Source organism: Pseudomonas sp. StFLB209 (genome assembly GCF_000829415.1).
Lineage (GTDB): Bacteria > Pseudomonadota > Gammaproteobacteria > Pseudomonadales > Pseudomonadaceae > Aquipseudomonas.
The window spans coordinates 5,073,332-5,088,441 of sequence record NZ_AP014637.1; the positions used below are offsets into that span (position 1 = coordinate 5,073,332).

A 15,110-nucleotide genomic window follows, 5' to 3' on the forward strand; every position below is an offset into this window, starting at 1 on the left:
CGCCCAGCCAGCAGATAGTTTTGCAACAGCCTGTTAGACCCGCTCTGATCAATCAAGGAGACTCCCATGACCCTGCGCACCACCCTGCTCTGCTCCTGCCTGTTGCTGACCCTGACCGGTTGCGCGGGGTCCGGCGATGAACAGCACAATGCGCCTGCGACCATGCAGGTTGATCTGCAGCGCTACCAGGGCACCTGGTATGAACTGGCGCGCCTGCCGATGTTCTTCCAGCGCAACTGCGTACAGTCCCAAGCCCAGTATGGCTTGCGGGCCGATGGCAAGATCGATGTCACCAATAGCTGCACCGACGCCGATGGCCAGTCGCAACAGGTCCAAGGCGTTGCCGAGCCGCAGGTTGCCGGCAAGACCGACAAACTCTGGGTGACTTTCGATAACTGGTTCAGCCGGCTGTTCCCCAGCGTAAGCCGCGGCCAGTATTGGGTGCTGTACCACGACAAGGACTATCGCGTGGCGCTGGTGGGCCATCCCGACCGCGACTACCTGTGGCTGTTGTCACGTACCCCGGCAGTGACTGACGAGACCCGCAATCATTTGCTGGAGATCGCCCGCCAACAGGGCTATGACACCCGCGAACTGGTCTGGCGCCAGGAACCTTGAAGCATCCAGACAGTTGTGATGAATAATCCGGACAAGGCCATTGATATGCTTCCACATAGCCGACAAGGTCAGGGCTCTCCTGCTCTGGTTCTCATGCATTTTCTCGGTGGCTCACACCGTACCTGGTCAGCGGCTTTACCGTTTCTCGACCGTCACCATCATTGTGTTGCCCTCGATACCCCAGGCTTTGGTGATGCCGCCGAGGTCAGCGGCTACAGCGTGAGCGAGATGGCCGATCATCTGGATGCCACGATACGCAGCCTGGGGTTGCAACGCTGCATTCTGGTCGGCCATTCGATGACCGGCAAAGTGGCGGTGGTGCTGGCTTCACGGCGGCCGGCGTATCTCGCCGGGCTGATTCTGGTCGCGCCCTCACCGCCCGGCCCGCAGCCAATGAGCGAGCAGGACCGCGATCGCCAGCGTGGCTATCAGTGCACACGCCAGCAGGCAGAAGCCTTCATCGATGAGTCCAGCGCGCACCGGTTACCCGATGCCTTGCGCGAGGTGGCAATTGCCGACGCCCGGCAGGTCAACCTGGACGCCTGGCGCGCCTGGGTCGACCATGGCAGCCGCGAAGACTGGAGCGACCTGATCGGCAACCTGGCCTACCCGGTGCTGCTGGTATGCGGTGCTGATGACCAGCAGGTGCCGGGGCCGCAGGAACAGGCACGGACCACCCTCGCGCATTTTCCTGACAGCCGTATTAAGGTGATGCCCGGCGCCGGGCATCTGATGCCTTTGCAGACACCCCAGGCACTGGCGGAACTGATGCTGGGGTTTGCTGCGTCATTGCGGGTTTGATTGATCCGGCGCTCAAGATTGCCTCTACAAAGGGCATTATGAGTCGACAGCTCATGCATCAGTTACCCAACGCCTTGCCGAGGGTTTCGATGTTGTGTTGGTACATGCCCAGATAGGTCGACGCCGGGCCATGGGCAGCCAGTGCATCGGAATACAGAATACCGCCGATCCGCGCCCCGCTCTCTTCGGCGATCTGCTTGAGCAGCCGGCCATCCTTGATGTTCTCGACAAATAGCGCCTTGATGTTTTCGGCGCGAATCTGACGGATCAGCGTGGCCACTTCTGCCGCCGACGGTTCACGCTCGGTCGACAGCCCTTGCGGCGCCGAGAAGCGAATGCCATAGGCCTGGCCCAGATAAGCGAAAGCGTCATGAGAGGTCACTACATGGCGGCTGCCGGGCGGCAGCTTGTCGAAGGTCTGGCGGGCCACGACCAGCAGCGCTTCGATCTTGCCGATGTACGCCTGGTAGTTACGCTCGTAGGCCTCGCTGTTGTCCGGGTCGGCCTGTAACAAGGCACGCTTGATGTTGGACGCGTAGATCTTGGCATTGGCCAGATTGTTCCAGGCGTGCGGGTCGGCAATCAACTGCCCGTCTTCGTCCATGCTGCGCGGGATAACCCCGTCACTGGCGCGGATAACCAGTGCCTTGGTCTGTGTGCTGCTAATCAGCCGGTCAAGCCAGGGCTCAAAATGCAGACCGTTACTGATTACCAGTGCCGCGCGCTGGATGTGCCGCGCATCTTCAGGCGTGGGTTCGAAGGTATGCGCATCGGCATCCGGGCCGACGATATTGCTCAACTCAATATGCTGACCGCCGATCTGCCGGGTCATATCAGCCAGGATACTGAAGCTGGTCACCACCTTGATTGGCTCAGCGGCATTGAGGGTCAGAGGTAAAAACAGGCAGAGCCAGAAAATCAGGCGCACGAACATCTCCTTTAAACAGGCACAGGCGAGGTGGAATGCCGTAGCAGGCCATGAACCGGCCCGACGACCACAGAAAACAGATAAGCCACACCGGCGGCGGCAACGATGGCCGGCCCGCTGGGCAGTGCGGCGTAATAGGAAACCAGTAGCCCGCTGTACACCGCTGCCGCGCCGATGGCGGCGGCGCAGAGCAACTGGCTGAGCAGTCGGCGACTCCAGAAGCGTGCTGCAGCGGCCGGCAACATCATCAGGCCGACCATCATCAGTGCGCCTATAGCCTGAAAGCCGACCACCAGATTGAGCACCACCAAGGCCAGAAACACACCGTGGGCCAACGGGCCGACGCGGCTGACGCTGCGCAAAAAGGCAGCGTCCAGGCAGTCGAGCCACAGTGCCCGGTAAATCACCGCCAGCAGCACGGTACTGAGCAAGGCCACGCCGAGCATGGCGTTGAGGGTGGTCTGGTCCACCGCCAGTGCTGAACCGAACAACAACCCCAGCAAGTCCAGACGCCGCCCCGCCAACCCCAGCAGCAACACCCCACACGCCAGAGAAATCGGATACAACGCCGCCAGGCTGGCGTCTTCGCGCAGGCCGGTCTTGCGGGTGATCCACGCCGATAAGCCAGCGACGCCGAGCCCGGCGCTCAGGCCACCGAGGGTCAATGCCGGCAGCGACAAACCGGCGATCCAGAACCCCACGGCTGCGCCAGGCAAAATGCCATGGGCGATCGCATCACCAATCAGGCTCATGCGCCGCAGAATCAGAAATACCCCCAGCGGCGCGGCACTGGCCGCCAGCAGCATGCCGCCGAGCAAGGCGCGGCGCATGAAAGCGAACTCGACAAAAGGCTGCCACAGCAGATCTAGCATGCCAGCCTCCGCTGAGAAACCTGAGCATCGGTATCTGCCTGCCAGCTACAGCCCTGAGGATTGATGATCAGGCAGCGGTCAGTGTGGTCGCGCACTTTCGCCAGGTCATGGCAGACCAGCAATAGGGTTTTGCCGGCGGTTTGCCAGCCGCGGATCTGCTGCCAGAGCAGCTGTTGGCCGGCCTGATCCAGCGAAGCGTCCGGCTCGTCGAGCAGCAACAGCGGTGCATCCAGCAGACTCAGGCGCGCCAGCAGCGCCCGTTGCAGTTGTCCGCCTGACAGCTCACTGAGGCTGTAACCGGCCAGGCTTTCTAGGTGCCAGGTCGCCAATGCCGCGTCGAGCCGTTCCCGCCGCGCAGTACCTGACAAGCGCGCGCCCCAACAACCGGTCTGCACCAACTGCGCGAGGTTGATCGGAAACTGCCGGTCGATCGCCTGTTGCTGTTGAACAAACCCGACCGGCGTGCGCCGCGGCAGGTTGACGGTGACCGTTCCCGACAATGGCTTTTGCACACCGGCAATTACCCGTAGCAGGCTGGTTTTACCCACGCCGTTGCCGCCCACAATGGCGGTCAGCGAGCCGTAAGCAACCTCCAGGTCAAGCGGCGCCGTCAACGGGCGACCCTGTGGCCCCCATTGCAAGGCTCGAAAACAGATTACGGTGGACAGCGCAGGAGCAAATTTCATGTACGAGTCATGGCCTGGACAGTGAACCCAAGTGTTACATTATAACAATTCAATGTCACTAGTCCTTTTTACCCAGGCCCCACGCCATGCAACGACGCCACCTCCTGCAACTGCTGCTGGCCAGCATCACCCTGCCCTTGAGTCTGAGCGCGCAAGCCTCGCAACAACTGTTGGCCGCCCGCGTCGAATCGGGTCTGGACAGTCTGCGCCTGGCATTCGAACTCAGCGGCCCGAGTCGCTATCGGACCTTCAGCCTGCAAGCGCCGCAGCGGCTGATCATCGACCTGGAGCAGACGCAACTGGCGACCCGGCTCGATGACTTGCCGCTGCCCAACACCTTGCTCAAAGCCATACGCAGTGGTGCACAGGGCCAAGGGATGCGTCTGGTGCTGGACCTGCAGGACGCCGTTGAACTGCACAGCATCACCCTGCAACCAGGGCCGGGTAATCGTCAGTCGTTGCAACTGGAACTGCGCAGCCTGGCAGTGCCAGGCCTCAAGCAACCGGCCATGGCTGGCAAATCAGTCAGCCGCGACATTGTGGTGGTGATCGATCCTGGGCACGGCGGCAAAGACCCCGGCGCACTGGGACCCAAAGGCGAGCAGGAAAAGCAGGTGGCGCTGGCCATCGCCCGGTTACTGGCGCAAAAGCTCAATCGCCAGGCCGGCTTCAAAGCCCATCTGGTGCGCAATGACGATGTGTTCATCCCGCTGCGCAAACGTGTCGAGGTCGCGCGCAAACGCAATGCCGACATGTTCATTTCGGTGCATGCCGACGCCGCGCCGCGCAAGACCGCCTCAGGCGCTTCGGTATTTGCCCTGTCGCAAAACGGCGCCACCTCGACCACCGCGCGGTGGCTGGCCGACCGGGAAAACCAGGCTGACCTGATCGGCGCCCGCGACCTGCTGAGCCTCAAGGACAAAGACCCGATGCTCGCCGGGGTGATCCTGGATATGTCGCTGACCTCAACCATTACCAGCAGCCTGAGCCTGGGCAAAACCATCCTCGATAACGTTGGCCAGGTAGCCGGTACTCATCAGAAACGCGTTGAACAGGCCGGCTTTGCCGTGCTCAAGTCACCGGACATTCCGTCGATTCTGGTAGAGACCGGGTTTATCTCCAACCCCAACGACTGCCGCCAGTTGTGTGACCCGCGTCATCAGAACCGGGTGGCCCAGGCCATCTACGAGGGCATCCAGCAGCACTTCAAGAACAATCGATTGGCCTGACGGAGCCTGTATTCAACGCTGCATCACCGAGCGCGGTCGTTATCGCCCAGACTCAACGCCGGGCCATTTCATGGCGCAGACAGCCCTGATAGTAGGTGTCCTTGATTTCCTTGGGGTTCATCCGGCTGCGGCTGGCGAAGGTCTGTTCGGTGATGCCCACCGCCATTTTCTTCATCCAGGGTCTGGAATACTGGCGGTTCTCGATTGCTTTGCGCGTGCTGTACAGGGTCTTGCCGGAAAGCTTGAACTGCTGGGCATTCTTCGCCACCTCCGAACCCCAGCGGCACATCTGCGCCTGGTTCTGGGTCACCGGCCTGGCCTGCGCCGTTGTGGCCAATCCCATCAATACTCCAACCATCATCAACAAAGGGGCACACCGCATAACGCTCAGCTTCCAGGCTCAAAATGGCGAGCATCATAGGGAGCGTTATCCGTTCAGGGGGCCAGTATCCTGCCATACCGGCATCTCTTCAGCGCTCAGGCCAAACGCTCGAAGCGGTACGGCGCCGGGTCGATGATCGGTGTGTGCCCCGACAGCAAATCCGCCGCCAGTTGCCCCGCCGCCGGTGAGGTACCGAAGCCATGCCCGGAAAAGCCGCTGGCCAGGGTCAGGCCGGGAAGCCTGGCCACCGGACCGATCACCGGGTTGGAGTCCGGTGTCACATCAATAGTACCGGCCCAGGCCTGAGCGATTTGCGCGTTTTTGAACATCGGCCAGGCAGCGCTCAGATTACGCAACGCATCGTTATTGAGCTCGTTGTTGGCCGCCGGGTCCTGGACCCGCACCTTCTCGAACGGGCTGACCGAATCGGCGCGCCAGCGACGCCCCAGCTTCAGGTCATCGAAGAAGTGCTTGCCCAGCGAAATGCGCAAAAAGTCCCGCTGCGCCTTGAGCTGCGGCAAGAACCGGGTGCCCAGCAGCGCATGATCCAGGGTCAGGAAGGCATCGAGCTTGCCGCGCTGGGTGATGATGAACCCGCCATCGATGTGCTTGCGAAACGAAAAGTCCGGCGCGCCTACTGCGATATCGGTCGGCCCCTCCATCGGCGTGGTGCGCAGCACCGAACAGGTCAGCGGCAATGTCGGCAGGTTGACGCCATGGTTGCCAAGCAAGCGCCGTGACCACAGCCCGCCAGCCAACAGCACCTGCTCACAGCGCAGCTCGCCGCGCTCGGTCACCACCCCGCTGACCCGCCCGGCGCTGGTGGTCAGGCCTCGCACGGCGCAGTTCTCCAGGATCACCGCGCCCTTGGCGATGGCGGCATTGGCAATCGCGCTACAGGCCAGCGTCGGCTCGGCACGACCGTCCGATGGGGTATAGATGCCGCCCTGCCAGTCGCCCTGCCCGTGCGGCACATGGCGGGCAATCTGCTGCTTGCTCAGCAGCTGCGAATCCAGCCCCACAGACTCGACGCTTTTCAGCCAGTTCTCGTGCATCGCCAGTTGCGCTTCAGTGCGAGCAATGAACATGATCCCGGCCTGCCGGTAACCCACATCCACGCCAACCCGCTCAGCCATTTGTGCCCACAGCCGGTCGGCGGCCTGGGCCATCGGCAAATCGGCGGCGTGCCGATTGGTTTTGCGAATCCAGCCCAGATTACGTGACGACTGCTCGCCGCCAACCCGGCCCTTTTCCAGCACCACCACCGGAATCTTGCGCTCCGCCAGCGTCAGGGCGGCGGTCAGGCCGATAATGCCAGCGCCGATGATCACCACCGTGGTCGATGCTGGAAGCTCAGTGAAAGTACGCACGGGTGCAATAGTGGGAGCCATGGCAAGAAATTCGCTTGAAGTGAAAGACACCGGTCACCGGGACTGGGTAATGCGTTGCTGTTGTGCACTGGCTGCGCCGCGAAACGCAGTCACTTCCAGCTCCACCTTATAGACCGTGGAGCCCAACGGCGGGCAGGTCACGGTGGTTGCCGGGTCGATACCGCGGAATTTCTCACCGACGATGCCCATCACCGTTTCGACATCCTTGGGCTCCTGCACGTAAACGCGCGAGAACACCACGTCGGCCAAGCTGGAGTCGACCGCCGCCAGGGCTGCTTCGATGTTGGCGAACACTTGGTGGGTCTGCTCGGTCAGGTCTTCGGCAATCAGCTTGGTCTGCGGATTGCGGCCGGCGGTATTGGACACGTAGATCCAGTTGTCTACCGCGACCAGTCGCGAGTAGCTGCCCATTTCTTCGAATTTCGAACCGGTTTTGAGCTTGATGATTTGTGTCATGGGTATTCCTTAATGAACCGGGTACGGGAAATCCCGGCAGGAGCAGCTTTAGCTGCGAATATTCGTTAGCCGGTTTTCAGCTCAGCACCGGGGTATCCCACAGGTTGAGCTTCACGCCGATGCCGCGCGCGATGGCGTTGCGGTACACCACGGTGCCCCAGGCCACGTCTTCGACCGGCATGCCGCCCACCGACATCAGGATGATCTCTGCATCATCGAGGCGGCCAGGCGCGTCACCGGCGATGATCTTGCCGATGTCCTCGACCTGCTCAGGCCTGAGCAGCCCCTCGGCGATCATGTCCATAAACCGCACGCCGATTACCGGCACGCAGTGGTGCGCAGGTTTAGGCAACTCGTGGAACCAGGCCTGGTACAAGCCGGTGTTGTCGACGACCTTGCGCACATCGGCCTGCTCCATGCCTGCATCGATATTGCAGGCCGCCGGCATGGCCAGAAATGCCCCCGGTTTGACCCACTCGCGCTTGACCATCGGGTACAGCGCCGGGTCGCCCACCTCGCCCGAACTGCAATAGGTCACCAGGTCCGAACCGCGCACCACCTCTTCGAGGGTCTCGACCACCTGGATGTTGACGATCTGCGGGAAGGTCACTTGCACCCAGGTGATGAAGTCATCCAGGCTCTTTTGCCCACGGCCCTTGATCTTGATCGTGTCAATCTGCGGACACACGGCCATGAACGCGGCGACCGAGGTCTTGCCCATCACCCCCGGCCCGAGCAGCCCAATAACCTTCGAGTCTTTACGCGCCAGGTGCCGTGCGCCGACGCCGGGAATCGCCCCGGTGCGGTAGGCCGACAGCAGGTTGGCCGACATGTGGGCCAAAGGGGCACCGGTGTCGGCGTCGTTGAGGGTGAACATCAGGATCGAACGCGGCAGGCCCTTGTCGCGGTTGGCGATGTTGGAGCCGTACCACTTGACCCCGGCGGTGCAGAAGTTACCGCCCAGGTAGGCCGGCATGGCCATCATGCGTCGGTCGGCGGTGGGCTTGGGCATGTTCGGAAAGGGCGAGTTTTCCGGGAAGGTCACCATGGCGCCATGGGAGTCGTTGTTCGGCCCGGCCATGCGATAGTCGCCCTGATACAGCAGGCCGAACATCTCTTCCATGGTATCGACGCAGGACGGCATGTCGGTGACGCCAGCGCGAATCATGTCCGGCTCAGACAAGTAAATGAAATCGATCTTCGTATTATTGGTCATGTTGATCTCGAAGCACGGCGACAAAGTGGCTTCGAGTCTAGGGAGCGGGTTCAAGGGCGTATTGTAAAAATCGGACAGGCCCGGTCCTGACAGCAGACTTGTCTGAGTAGCATCAATGACGACCACCACCAGCACCTGCGAGCAACCCTGGTTCGTCCTCAACTCATCGGGCTACTGGGTGATGCATGACGCGCATTCGGCGATCTCGCACTTTTATGCGCTGGAGGTGGACCAGCCGGCCGACCTGACCTACGCGGTGCCCGACGGCTGCGTCGATATCCTCTTTGATTGCGACAGCCATCGGCCCACCGCAAGGGTCTGCGGCACGCCACTGCGCGCCAAGCGGGTCGAGTTATTGAACCGGCATCGTTACTTCGGCGTGCGTTTTCAGCCCGGTGTGATTCCCGGCTTCGTCGCCAATCTGACCGGGGAACTGGCGGAGCAGGAAGTGGATCTGTGTGATGTGTTGCCCTGCGCCCAACAACTGATCGAGCAGATTGCCCAGGCCACGGCATTGGGCAACCAGGCCGCCGTCTTCAGCCGCCTCGCCGGCCAGTCCCTGGCCCGGCGAACCTCAGGGCTGAGCGGCAAGCTGGTCGAGTTCATCATCGCCCGACGCGGCGATATCCGCGTCCACCAGCTTGAAGCCATGAGTGGCTACACAAGCCGGACCTTACAGCGTCAGTTCCGTGAAGACACCGGCATTGCCCCGAAGACCTTCTGCCGCATCATTCGCTGCCAGGCGGCGCTAAGTAGCCTGACAGCGGACGGCACATTGCCGTGTTCGGAGCTGGCGCTGGAGTTGGGGTTTACCGATCAGTCGCACTTTATGCGCGACTTCAAGGCACTGGTCAGCACCACACCCAATGACTATCAAAGGCGGGTAACTCAGGGGGCGTACAACGGCAGGATCCGGGTACTTGGAAGAAATGACGCGTCCCTCAAAGAAGCGCTACATAACGCTTGATTCTAATCAGCATATTGAAATTCATTGTCCCTTCATGAGTAAACCGCGCTTGGGTACAGCGGATCGTAAACTGCGCAACGAATGACCGGCCCTTACGTAAAAATTTCTGCTTTTACCCTGCTAAAGGCCATATCACGTGACGCCACCCGGTGCGCAACCGCCTGCACGGCAGAACGCAACAAGCTGCGCGATTGTTGTGGATTTTTTGCACAAAAATTCTGTAAAGCCCCAGCGTTAATGATCTATCTAACTGATAAATAAGAAAAATATTATTTACGGCACATTCTTTGATTTGTCTGCCCCACTGCCTGGCGCGATTCGCCGGGCCAAGGACCGGACAGATGAATCAGAAACTCGGCACCCCACGCCAGCGCTGCGCCAACGAATTTTCCAGAACCCCGCTCAGCGGCACCAGCCTCTGCCCGTTCAAGGGGCCGGAAATTGCCATCGTGCCGGTGCGCTATGCCCTGGATCGCTCGCGCTATGACGTTAATCCCAATATGCTGAAACCGCTGGCCCGGCATGCTCGATGGGCACGCCTGCCGCCGCTGAAAAGCCGCAGTTACACCTTGCGCCAGTTGCACGAGGGTTTTGTCTACGTGTTCGACGAGACCGCAGGCACTCTACACGAGTACGCCTACAGCGCACACAATGCACACCTGCAACGCATCAAGTGGACCAGCGCCCACATAGGCCAGAACGAGCGCAGCGGCAGCGATGCCGGGCAGCCCTACCTCTCCTACCCGCGCGACCATGTGCTGCACATTGCCTTTGCGCCAATCCAATGGACCTGGCGCATCTGCGAACATCTGCGCTCGCACGAGGACAGCCGCAAGCGCTGGATGAAGCGCCTGGACCTGGGCAGTTACAGCCTCACCATGAATGAGCCGGGTACCCTGCCGCTGGGCGAGTTGGCCACCGCCGTGGCCGATATTGATGCTGGCCAGGTCACCGATGACGGGCGCTTCGACGACACGGCCATTCCTTCCCGAGAACCCGACCGCACACCTGAAGAACCGACCCAGGACGAGTGGGTGACGCTGGGCGCGGACGTGCATTGGCTGGGCAACGTGCCGGACAAGGACAGCGCCCTGCTGATTGCCCTGGACGATCCGCTGACACTGGTCCGTGATCTGGGCATGCAGATGGCAGGCGACATCGCCGCCTTGCAGCACTGGGAGGCGGAGTATGAGCATCGGTTGAAGATTGCCGGGGACGTTATACACCTGTGCGGTACTACAGCTGCCTTGTCGAAAGCCGAAGAGGCAGATCCTTATCTCGCGCAGCAATACCTGATAGACGCCGAAGGCTATCTGGAACAGTACGAACTGGAAGAGCGTATCTACGAAGAGAACGCCACCGTGGCCCCTGAAGCCGTGGAGATGTTCAGAGGCCCCCACCACCGAAACCGACGCAGCGCCACACTGCTTCAGGGCCTGATAGAGAAATACGGCAAGGCACCGAATCAGGCAGATATTGATACCTGGCTGGAGCGCAGCAAGTGGCGCCGCGAGATTGACCTCAAGGCAGCGCGGCAGTGCCTGCAACAGCAGCAGCCTGTGCATGAGCAATTGCTGCAGCGAGTGCGCGACACACGCACGGATATTCAAAACTGGGCACTACACATTGGCCTTGAGCCAGACGCCCTGTTCATAGATACCGGTTATCCAAAGACCCTGCTGTACCTGCAAACCATCAAGGAAAACCTCACCACCATCCTGGAGCAAGACAAGGAGACCCTCAAATGGCTTACCGCACAGGAAAATAAAGCCACCACCCTGTTTGGCACCCAGCGCTACGGCTTCTCCCCCGCGATCAAGGCGGCGCTGGACACAGAGGCCAACAAACTGCTCGCCGGCATGGGCGACGTGACCAACCTCGGTACGCGCATTGGCGAACTCAACAACGCCCTCAACCACCGGGATTTTGCCAACAGCGCCTGGTACAAAGCGCTCGATGCCACTGCCCAGGCGACGCTCAAGGCCATGCGAGAGCTAGCCAGTGGCGCTGGCAAAGCCATCGCCCAAGGCATGCTCAGCGCCGCCATGATCACCAATACCCAGCTATCCAGAACAGAGCCCCAGACCCTGCCGATTCTGTTGCGCAACCTGCTGATCGGCCAGCTGTTGGGCAACACGCCCGAAGGACTGGCCATCGACCGCCAGTTCATGGCGCGCATCAACGAATGGAGGCGCCTTACAGCCTTGTATGAGCAGCAACTGCGCAGCCTGCAACAAGCCTGGTACTACGCTGCCAACCGCCATGATCGGCACAGCCTGGGCATCCAGCTACAGGCACAGAACGACCGTATTCGTGCTCATGCCATGGCCCTGCCTGACCTTCTGGACTTCAGCCATCAACGCTATGCCGAGCAGTTCAAGCGCGAGATGTACAACTTCTTCCAGGCCGGCAAAAACGTGGCCAAAGACTGGAGCCAGCACGTACGCCAGTGGAGCCAGCGCCTGGGCATTCATGGCGCCGGTATCAGTTGGACGGTGATCACCCTCAACCTCTTCAACACCGCCTTTGTCTGGAGCGATATCACTCGTGACGGGAAGATTGACGGTAAAGACCTGAGGAAGCTGGGTTACAACATGGGGTACAGCCTCAACCTGATGATGGTGCTGTATCTGGAAGCGCCTTGGGAGGTGGTGAGGAATGCCAAGCCGGTCGTTATCAATACGAAAAGCATATCCATAATGGGCAGATCGGCTGCGTATTGGAAAACTCAGGGGAATCATGGCTGGGCGAATGCAGTGCGTGGTTTTCGTGTTCGGGCTTTTGCCGCAGGCATATTTGGAGGGTTGGCTGCCTTTCTAGAAGTGCGAGAACTACAAGATGAGATAGAGAAAGCCAAAACCCTGACAGACAAAACATTACTTAAAATAAAAGCTGCTGGCGTGATCATTATGGGGGCTGTTGCGGCCGCCCCAATCTTATCGGCGCTGCTTACCGGAACCCTGGCTTTAAGTGCAGCCACAGTAGCGCTCAGTGGGTGGGCTGCTGTGATCTCAATGATAGGCGGTGTTATATATCTAATGGCCAGCAAACTCATAAACCACTTAAAGCAAGATAACATCGGATCCTGGCTACGCCGTTGTTGCTGGTCCATCACCTCCGAGAACCGCTATGCCGACACTTTCGAAGGTCAACAAGAGGAGATACGTGCACTCCTAGAGGTCCAATTATGCCCGCAGATACTCGTAAAGAGCACTTGGTCCTGCCGTTTTGTCCAAATAGGAAAAAGCCACATGCCGCACATCACGCAAAACGGCGCATGGGTACAAATCCGCTTTCCAGGGCGGGTCAGAGGCAGCAGCGTTCTGTTCGATATTATCAGCAGCAGAAAACCCCTACGGCTATTTCCAGCCGTGAAAGTGGACACCTCAATTCAGACAAGCTTTATCAGTAACGGAATCTACATGCCCATCAGTGAATGGGGAAACATTACCAACCAACGTCCTTCACACGACTACCGAGCTCCGTTCATACCTGAAATAAAAGAAAATCACGACATTCTCTGGCAAACCTGGATACCACTAGACCAAGAGGCGACCTATTTAGAGCTACAGATATGGTATCCGGTCGATGTTGCGCATCCATCACCGGCAGACACAGGGTACCTTTATCAAATTGAGTTAAAAGCGTCCGTCACAGAAAGCACTGATGGATTAAGCGAAACTGAATTGCTGGTCAAAAACTCAGATCGCACCAAAGCCAAACAAATATTTTTCACACTTTAAAGCGCGTGACCGATTCACGCTCAAGCCTCATTTGCCTTGTATTATTTATCTTGCTCCGGACGCACAGCATGTCATCCAAAATCGACGAATACGCACCAATATTAAGTTCTACACCGATGCTACGGCAGGGAAATAGCAACCCCATTTTTGAATGGAAAGTAAAACGGATCAACCTTCGCAGAAAAAACATTTGGCTAATCCCTCTCATATTGTCAGTTTGGCCTGCCTGTATAGGAATCTCGGCTTTAGATTTTCTGAGCGCCGACCCAAGCACGTTTTATTGGTTGTTTGGAGTAGCTCTTGCAACGACATTTTATTATCTCTATTTCATGCTGCGCCCTTCAGTATTCGAGTATCGAATCTATCCAGAATGCGGAGAAGTAGACGTTCAGCCTTACTACGCAAAATACACAAAACACGTATTTAATGGCGTTGCGATAATAGCCATCATCGTTCTACTCGGACTGGCAGCCTTCGTCGGCTCATTACTATTTCTACTGGGGCCAGTGGCCCTCATGATCATATCTGCCCTGAACATCATGGAATGGAAGCCACCGCCCTGCGAACTGGAAACCAGTATGGTTTGGGAGAAATACAACGCCGTCACCGTAGACCGCCGCTACCGCATCATCGTGATCCACAGAACAGACCTGACCATAGGCTTCGAAGCCCGCCTGCCAAACAAGGCGCTGTTCGAGCAGTACCTGGCGTTCTTGCGCACTGTACTGCCTGAGGTAACAACGTACCGGGAAGAAGTTTGGAAATGGTGACGGACACCATAGGGCTTGGCCGCTGCGCAGATCTGGGAATGCATCATCCGGCGTCGCTTATCTAGCTGGCAAAAAATATTGCGCCTGCGCAGTTAGTCACATCAACGCCGCCAGCACCACCGGCAACCATGCAAATGACAGCACGGTCGAACACATCACCAGGTTCGCCACCTTCTCCGGCGACTGGTTGGCGCGCATTGCCAACAGGTAATTAAACACCGCCACCGGCATCGAGCATTGGGCGACCAGCACCGCGTGGGCCAGTGGCTGCATGCCCAATGCCAGACCGATCAGCCAGCCCACCGCCGCACCCAGCACAATTCGTAGACCACCCTGCAGCATGCCACTGGCTACGTGATGCAAGCGGATACTGGCCAGCGACACCCCCAGGGTCAGCAGCATCAACGGGATGGTCATGCCGCCGAGCAGATCGACGGTGTTGATCAGCCAACGCGGCAGTTGCAGGCCAAAGAAAATGATCGGCATGGCCAGCGCCAGGCTGATGATGATCGGATTGCGCAGCAGGTCTTTGAATGAAGCGGCGCCCCCTGATAGCGCCAGCCCCAACGTGAACTGAAACAACGACAGGGTCAGGAAGAACGCCACTGCCAGCGCCAGGCCCTGGTCGCCAAACGCGTACAGGCTGATCGGCAGGCCCATGTTGCCGGTGTTGGGAAACATGAACGCCGGGACCAGTACGCGCCAATGCTGGCGAAACACCTTGCTCAGCAGCAGACCGATCATGGCCATGGCAAACATGCTCAATACGCAGGCCAGCGCCATGCTGGTAAAGGCTGCCGGGTCAAGCTGGGTCCGGCTCAGGGTCGAGAGCACCAGCGCTGGCGTGCCGATGGTCATCACCACCCGGGCGATAAAGTCGGTCGGATAGCTATGCCCTTTGCGCGCCCAACCATAGCCGATGGCCGCAACGATAAACACTGGGGCCAATACCGCAAACAGCGAAGCGAGCATGAAGGGTTCCTCCTTGAAAAGGCGTTCATGCTAGGGCTTGTACCGGTTGACCCGCAACCGCGCTTGCCCTGCATCCGAA

The 15,110-nt window shown here is 59.3% G+C and carries 14 protein-coding genes; 6 read left to right on the forward strand and 8 right to left on the reverse strand.

Going from position 1 to position 15,110, the window contains the following annotated elements; all coding sequences use genetic code 11:
* Positions 1-66: 66 nt before the first annotated feature.
* Both PSCI_RS22775 and PSCI_RS22780 read left to right on the forward strand, forming a co-directional pair.
* Positions 67-618: a lipocalin family protein gene (locus tag PSCI_RS22775; RefSeq protein ID WP_045491362.1), complete on the forward strand. Its 552-nt coding sequence runs from the start codon at positions 67-69 to the stop codon at positions 616-618.
* 45 nt (positions 619-663) lie between these two features.
* Positions 664-1,419 (forward strand): alpha/beta fold hydrolase, encoded by a 756-nt coding sequence (locus PSCI_RS22780; protein ID WP_045494771.1) that lies wholly within the window; start codon positions 664-666, stop codon positions 1,417-1,419.
* Between the two features lie 58 nt (positions 1,420-1,477).
* Here PSCI_RS22780 and PSCI_RS22785 read toward each other — a convergent pair whose 3' ends face one another.
* From PSCI_RS22785 to PSCI_RS22795, 3 genes are read right to left on the reverse strand one after another with little or no spacing between them, the layout of a single operon-like run.
* Positions 1,478-2,353: a metal ABC transporter substrate-binding protein gene (locus PSCI_RS22785; protein ID WP_045491365.1), complete on the reverse strand. Its 876-nt coding sequence runs from the start codon at positions 2,351-2,353 to the stop codon at positions 1,478-1,480.
* Positions 2,354-2,358: 5 nt separating this feature from the next.
* A complete protein-coding gene (locus tag PSCI_RS22790) occupies positions 2,359-3,219 on the reverse strand; it encodes a metal ABC transporter permease (RefSeq protein WP_045491369.1) in 861 nt (286 codons plus the stop codon).
* Positions 3,213-3,905, reverse strand: a complete 693-nt coding sequence (locus tag PSCI_RS22795; RefSeq protein ID WP_045491372.1) for a metal ABC transporter ATP-binding protein — start codon at positions 3,903-3,905, stop codon at positions 3,213-3,215. The genes PSCI_RS22790 and PSCI_RS22795 overlap by 7 nt, the downstream gene beginning before the upstream one ends.
* A gap of 86 nt (positions 3,906-3,991) precedes the next feature.
* On the opposite strand from PSCI_RS22795, the gene PSCI_RS22800 reads away from it, so the two are divergent.
* The gene (locus tag PSCI_RS22800) at positions 3,992-5,134 is read left to right on the forward strand and encodes an N-acetylmuramoyl-L-alanine amidase (RefSeq protein WP_045491375.1); all 1,143 of its coding nucleotides are present in this window, start codon (positions 3,992-3,994) and stop codon (positions 5,132-5,134) included.
* 52 nt (positions 5,135-5,186) lie between these two features.
* On the opposite strand, the gene PSCI_RS22805 is transcribed toward PSCI_RS22800, so the two are convergent.
* The 4 genes from PSCI_RS22805 to PSCI_RS22820 all read right to left on the reverse strand — a co-directional run bounded on the left by PSCI_RS22805 (position 5,187) and on the right by PSCI_RS22820 (position 8,579).
* Complete coding sequence (locus PSCI_RS22805; RefSeq protein ID WP_231906477.1) at positions 5,187-5,477, reverse strand: hypothetical protein; 291 nt, start codon at positions 5,475-5,477, stop codon at positions 5,187-5,189.
* Positions 5,478-5,611: 134 nt separating this feature from the next.
* Positions 5,612-6,907: an NAD(P)/FAD-dependent oxidoreductase gene (locus tag PSCI_RS22810; RefSeq protein ID WP_045491381.1), complete on the reverse strand. Its 1,296-nt coding sequence runs from the start codon at positions 6,905-6,907 to the stop codon at positions 5,612-5,614.
* A 33-nt stretch (positions 6,908-6,940) separates the two neighbouring features.
* Positions 6,941-7,363 carry a RidA family protein gene (locus tag PSCI_RS22815; RefSeq protein WP_045491384.1) on the reverse strand — a complete coding sequence of 141 codons (423 nt, stop codon included), beginning with the start codon at positions 7,361-7,363 and terminating at the stop codon, positions 6,941-6,943.
* A gap of 76 nt (positions 7,364-7,439) precedes the next feature.
* A complete protein-coding gene (locus PSCI_RS22820; RefSeq protein WP_045494774.1) occupies positions 7,440-8,579 on the reverse strand; it encodes a tyramine oxidase subunit B in 1,140 nt (379 codons plus the stop codon).
* 115 nt (positions 8,580-8,694) lie between these two features.
* On the opposite strand from PSCI_RS22820, the gene PSCI_RS22825 reads away from it, so the two are divergent.
* From PSCI_RS22825 to PSCI_RS29265, 3 genes are all read left to right on the forward strand, one after another.
* Complete coding sequence (locus PSCI_RS22825) at positions 8,695-9,546, forward strand: AraC family transcriptional regulator (RefSeq protein ID WP_045491387.1); 852 nt, start codon at positions 8,695-8,697, stop codon at positions 9,544-9,546.
* Positions 9,547-9,887: 341 nt separating this feature from the next.
* Positions 9,888-13,289: a toxin VasX gene (locus PSCI_RS22830; protein WP_045491389.1), complete on the forward strand. Its 3,402-nt coding sequence runs from the start codon at positions 9,888-9,890 to the stop codon at positions 13,287-13,289.
* Between the two features lie 68 nt (positions 13,290-13,357).
* Positions 13,358-14,059 carry a hypothetical protein gene (locus PSCI_RS29265; protein ID WP_144403311.1) on the forward strand — a complete coding sequence of 234 codons (702 nt, stop codon included), beginning with the start codon at positions 13,358-13,360 and terminating at the stop codon, positions 14,057-14,059.
* 96 nt (positions 14,060-14,155) lie between these two features.
* On the opposite strand, the gene PSCI_RS22840 is transcribed toward PSCI_RS29265, so the two are convergent.
* Positions 14,156-15,031: an AEC family transporter gene (locus PSCI_RS22840; protein ID WP_045491391.1), complete on the reverse strand. Its 876-nt coding sequence runs from the start codon at positions 15,029-15,031 to the stop codon at positions 14,156-14,158.
* Between the last annotated feature and the right edge of the window lie 79 nt (positions 15,032-15,110).

Coding starts and splice junctions, on each gene's coding strand:
- PSCI_RS22795 (WP_045491372.1), bottom strand. CDS start 3,905: ATGAAATTTGCTCCTGCGCTGTCCACCGTAATCTGTTTTCGAGCCTTG.
- PSCI_RS29265 (WP_144403311.1), top strand. CDS start 13,358: ATGTCATCCAAAATCGACGAATACGCACCAATATTAAGTTCTACACCG.
- PSCI_RS22800 (WP_045491375.1), top strand. CDS start 3,992: ATGCAACGACGCCACCTCCTGCAACTGCTGCTGGCCAGCATCACCCTG.
- PSCI_RS22810 (WP_045491381.1), bottom strand. CDS start 6,907: ATGGCTCCCACTATTGCACCCGTGCGTACTTTCACTGAGCTTCCAGCA.
- PSCI_RS22815 (WP_045491384.1), bottom strand. CDS start 7,363: ATGACACAAATCATCAAGCTCAAAACCGGTTCGAAATTCGAAGAAATG.
- PSCI_RS22785 (WP_045491365.1), bottom strand. CDS start 2,353: ATGTTCGTGCGCCTGATTTTCTGGCTCTGCCTGTTTTTACCTCTGACC.
- PSCI_RS22775 (WP_045491362.1), top strand. CDS start 67: ATGACCCTGCGCACCACCCTGCTCTGCTCCTGCCTGTTGCTGACCCTG.
- PSCI_RS22840 (WP_045491391.1), bottom strand. CDS start 15,031: ATGCTCGCTTCGCTGTTTGCGGTATTGGCCCCAGTGTTTATCGTTGCG.
- PSCI_RS22820 (WP_045494774.1), bottom strand. CDS start 8,579: ATGACCAATAATACGAAGATCGATTTCATTTACTTGTCTGAGCCGGAC.
- PSCI_RS22830 (WP_045491389.1), top strand. CDS start 9,888: ATGAATCAGAAACTCGGCACCCCACGCCAGCGCTGCGCCAACGAATTT.
- PSCI_RS22790 (WP_045491369.1), bottom strand. CDS start 3,219: ATGCTAGATCTGCTGTGGCAGCCTTTTGTCGAGTTCGCTTTCATGCGC.
- PSCI_RS22780 (WP_045494771.1), top strand. CDS start 664: ATGCTTCCACATAGCCGACAAGGTCAGGGCTCTCCTGCTCTGGTTCTC.
- PSCI_RS22825 (WP_045491387.1), top strand. CDS start 8,695: ATGACGACCACCACCAGCACCTGCGAGCAACCCTGGTTCGTCCTCAAC.
- PSCI_RS22805 (WP_231906477.1), bottom strand. CDS start 5,477: ATGGGATTGGCCACAACGGCGCAGGCCAGGCCGGTGACCCAGAACCAG.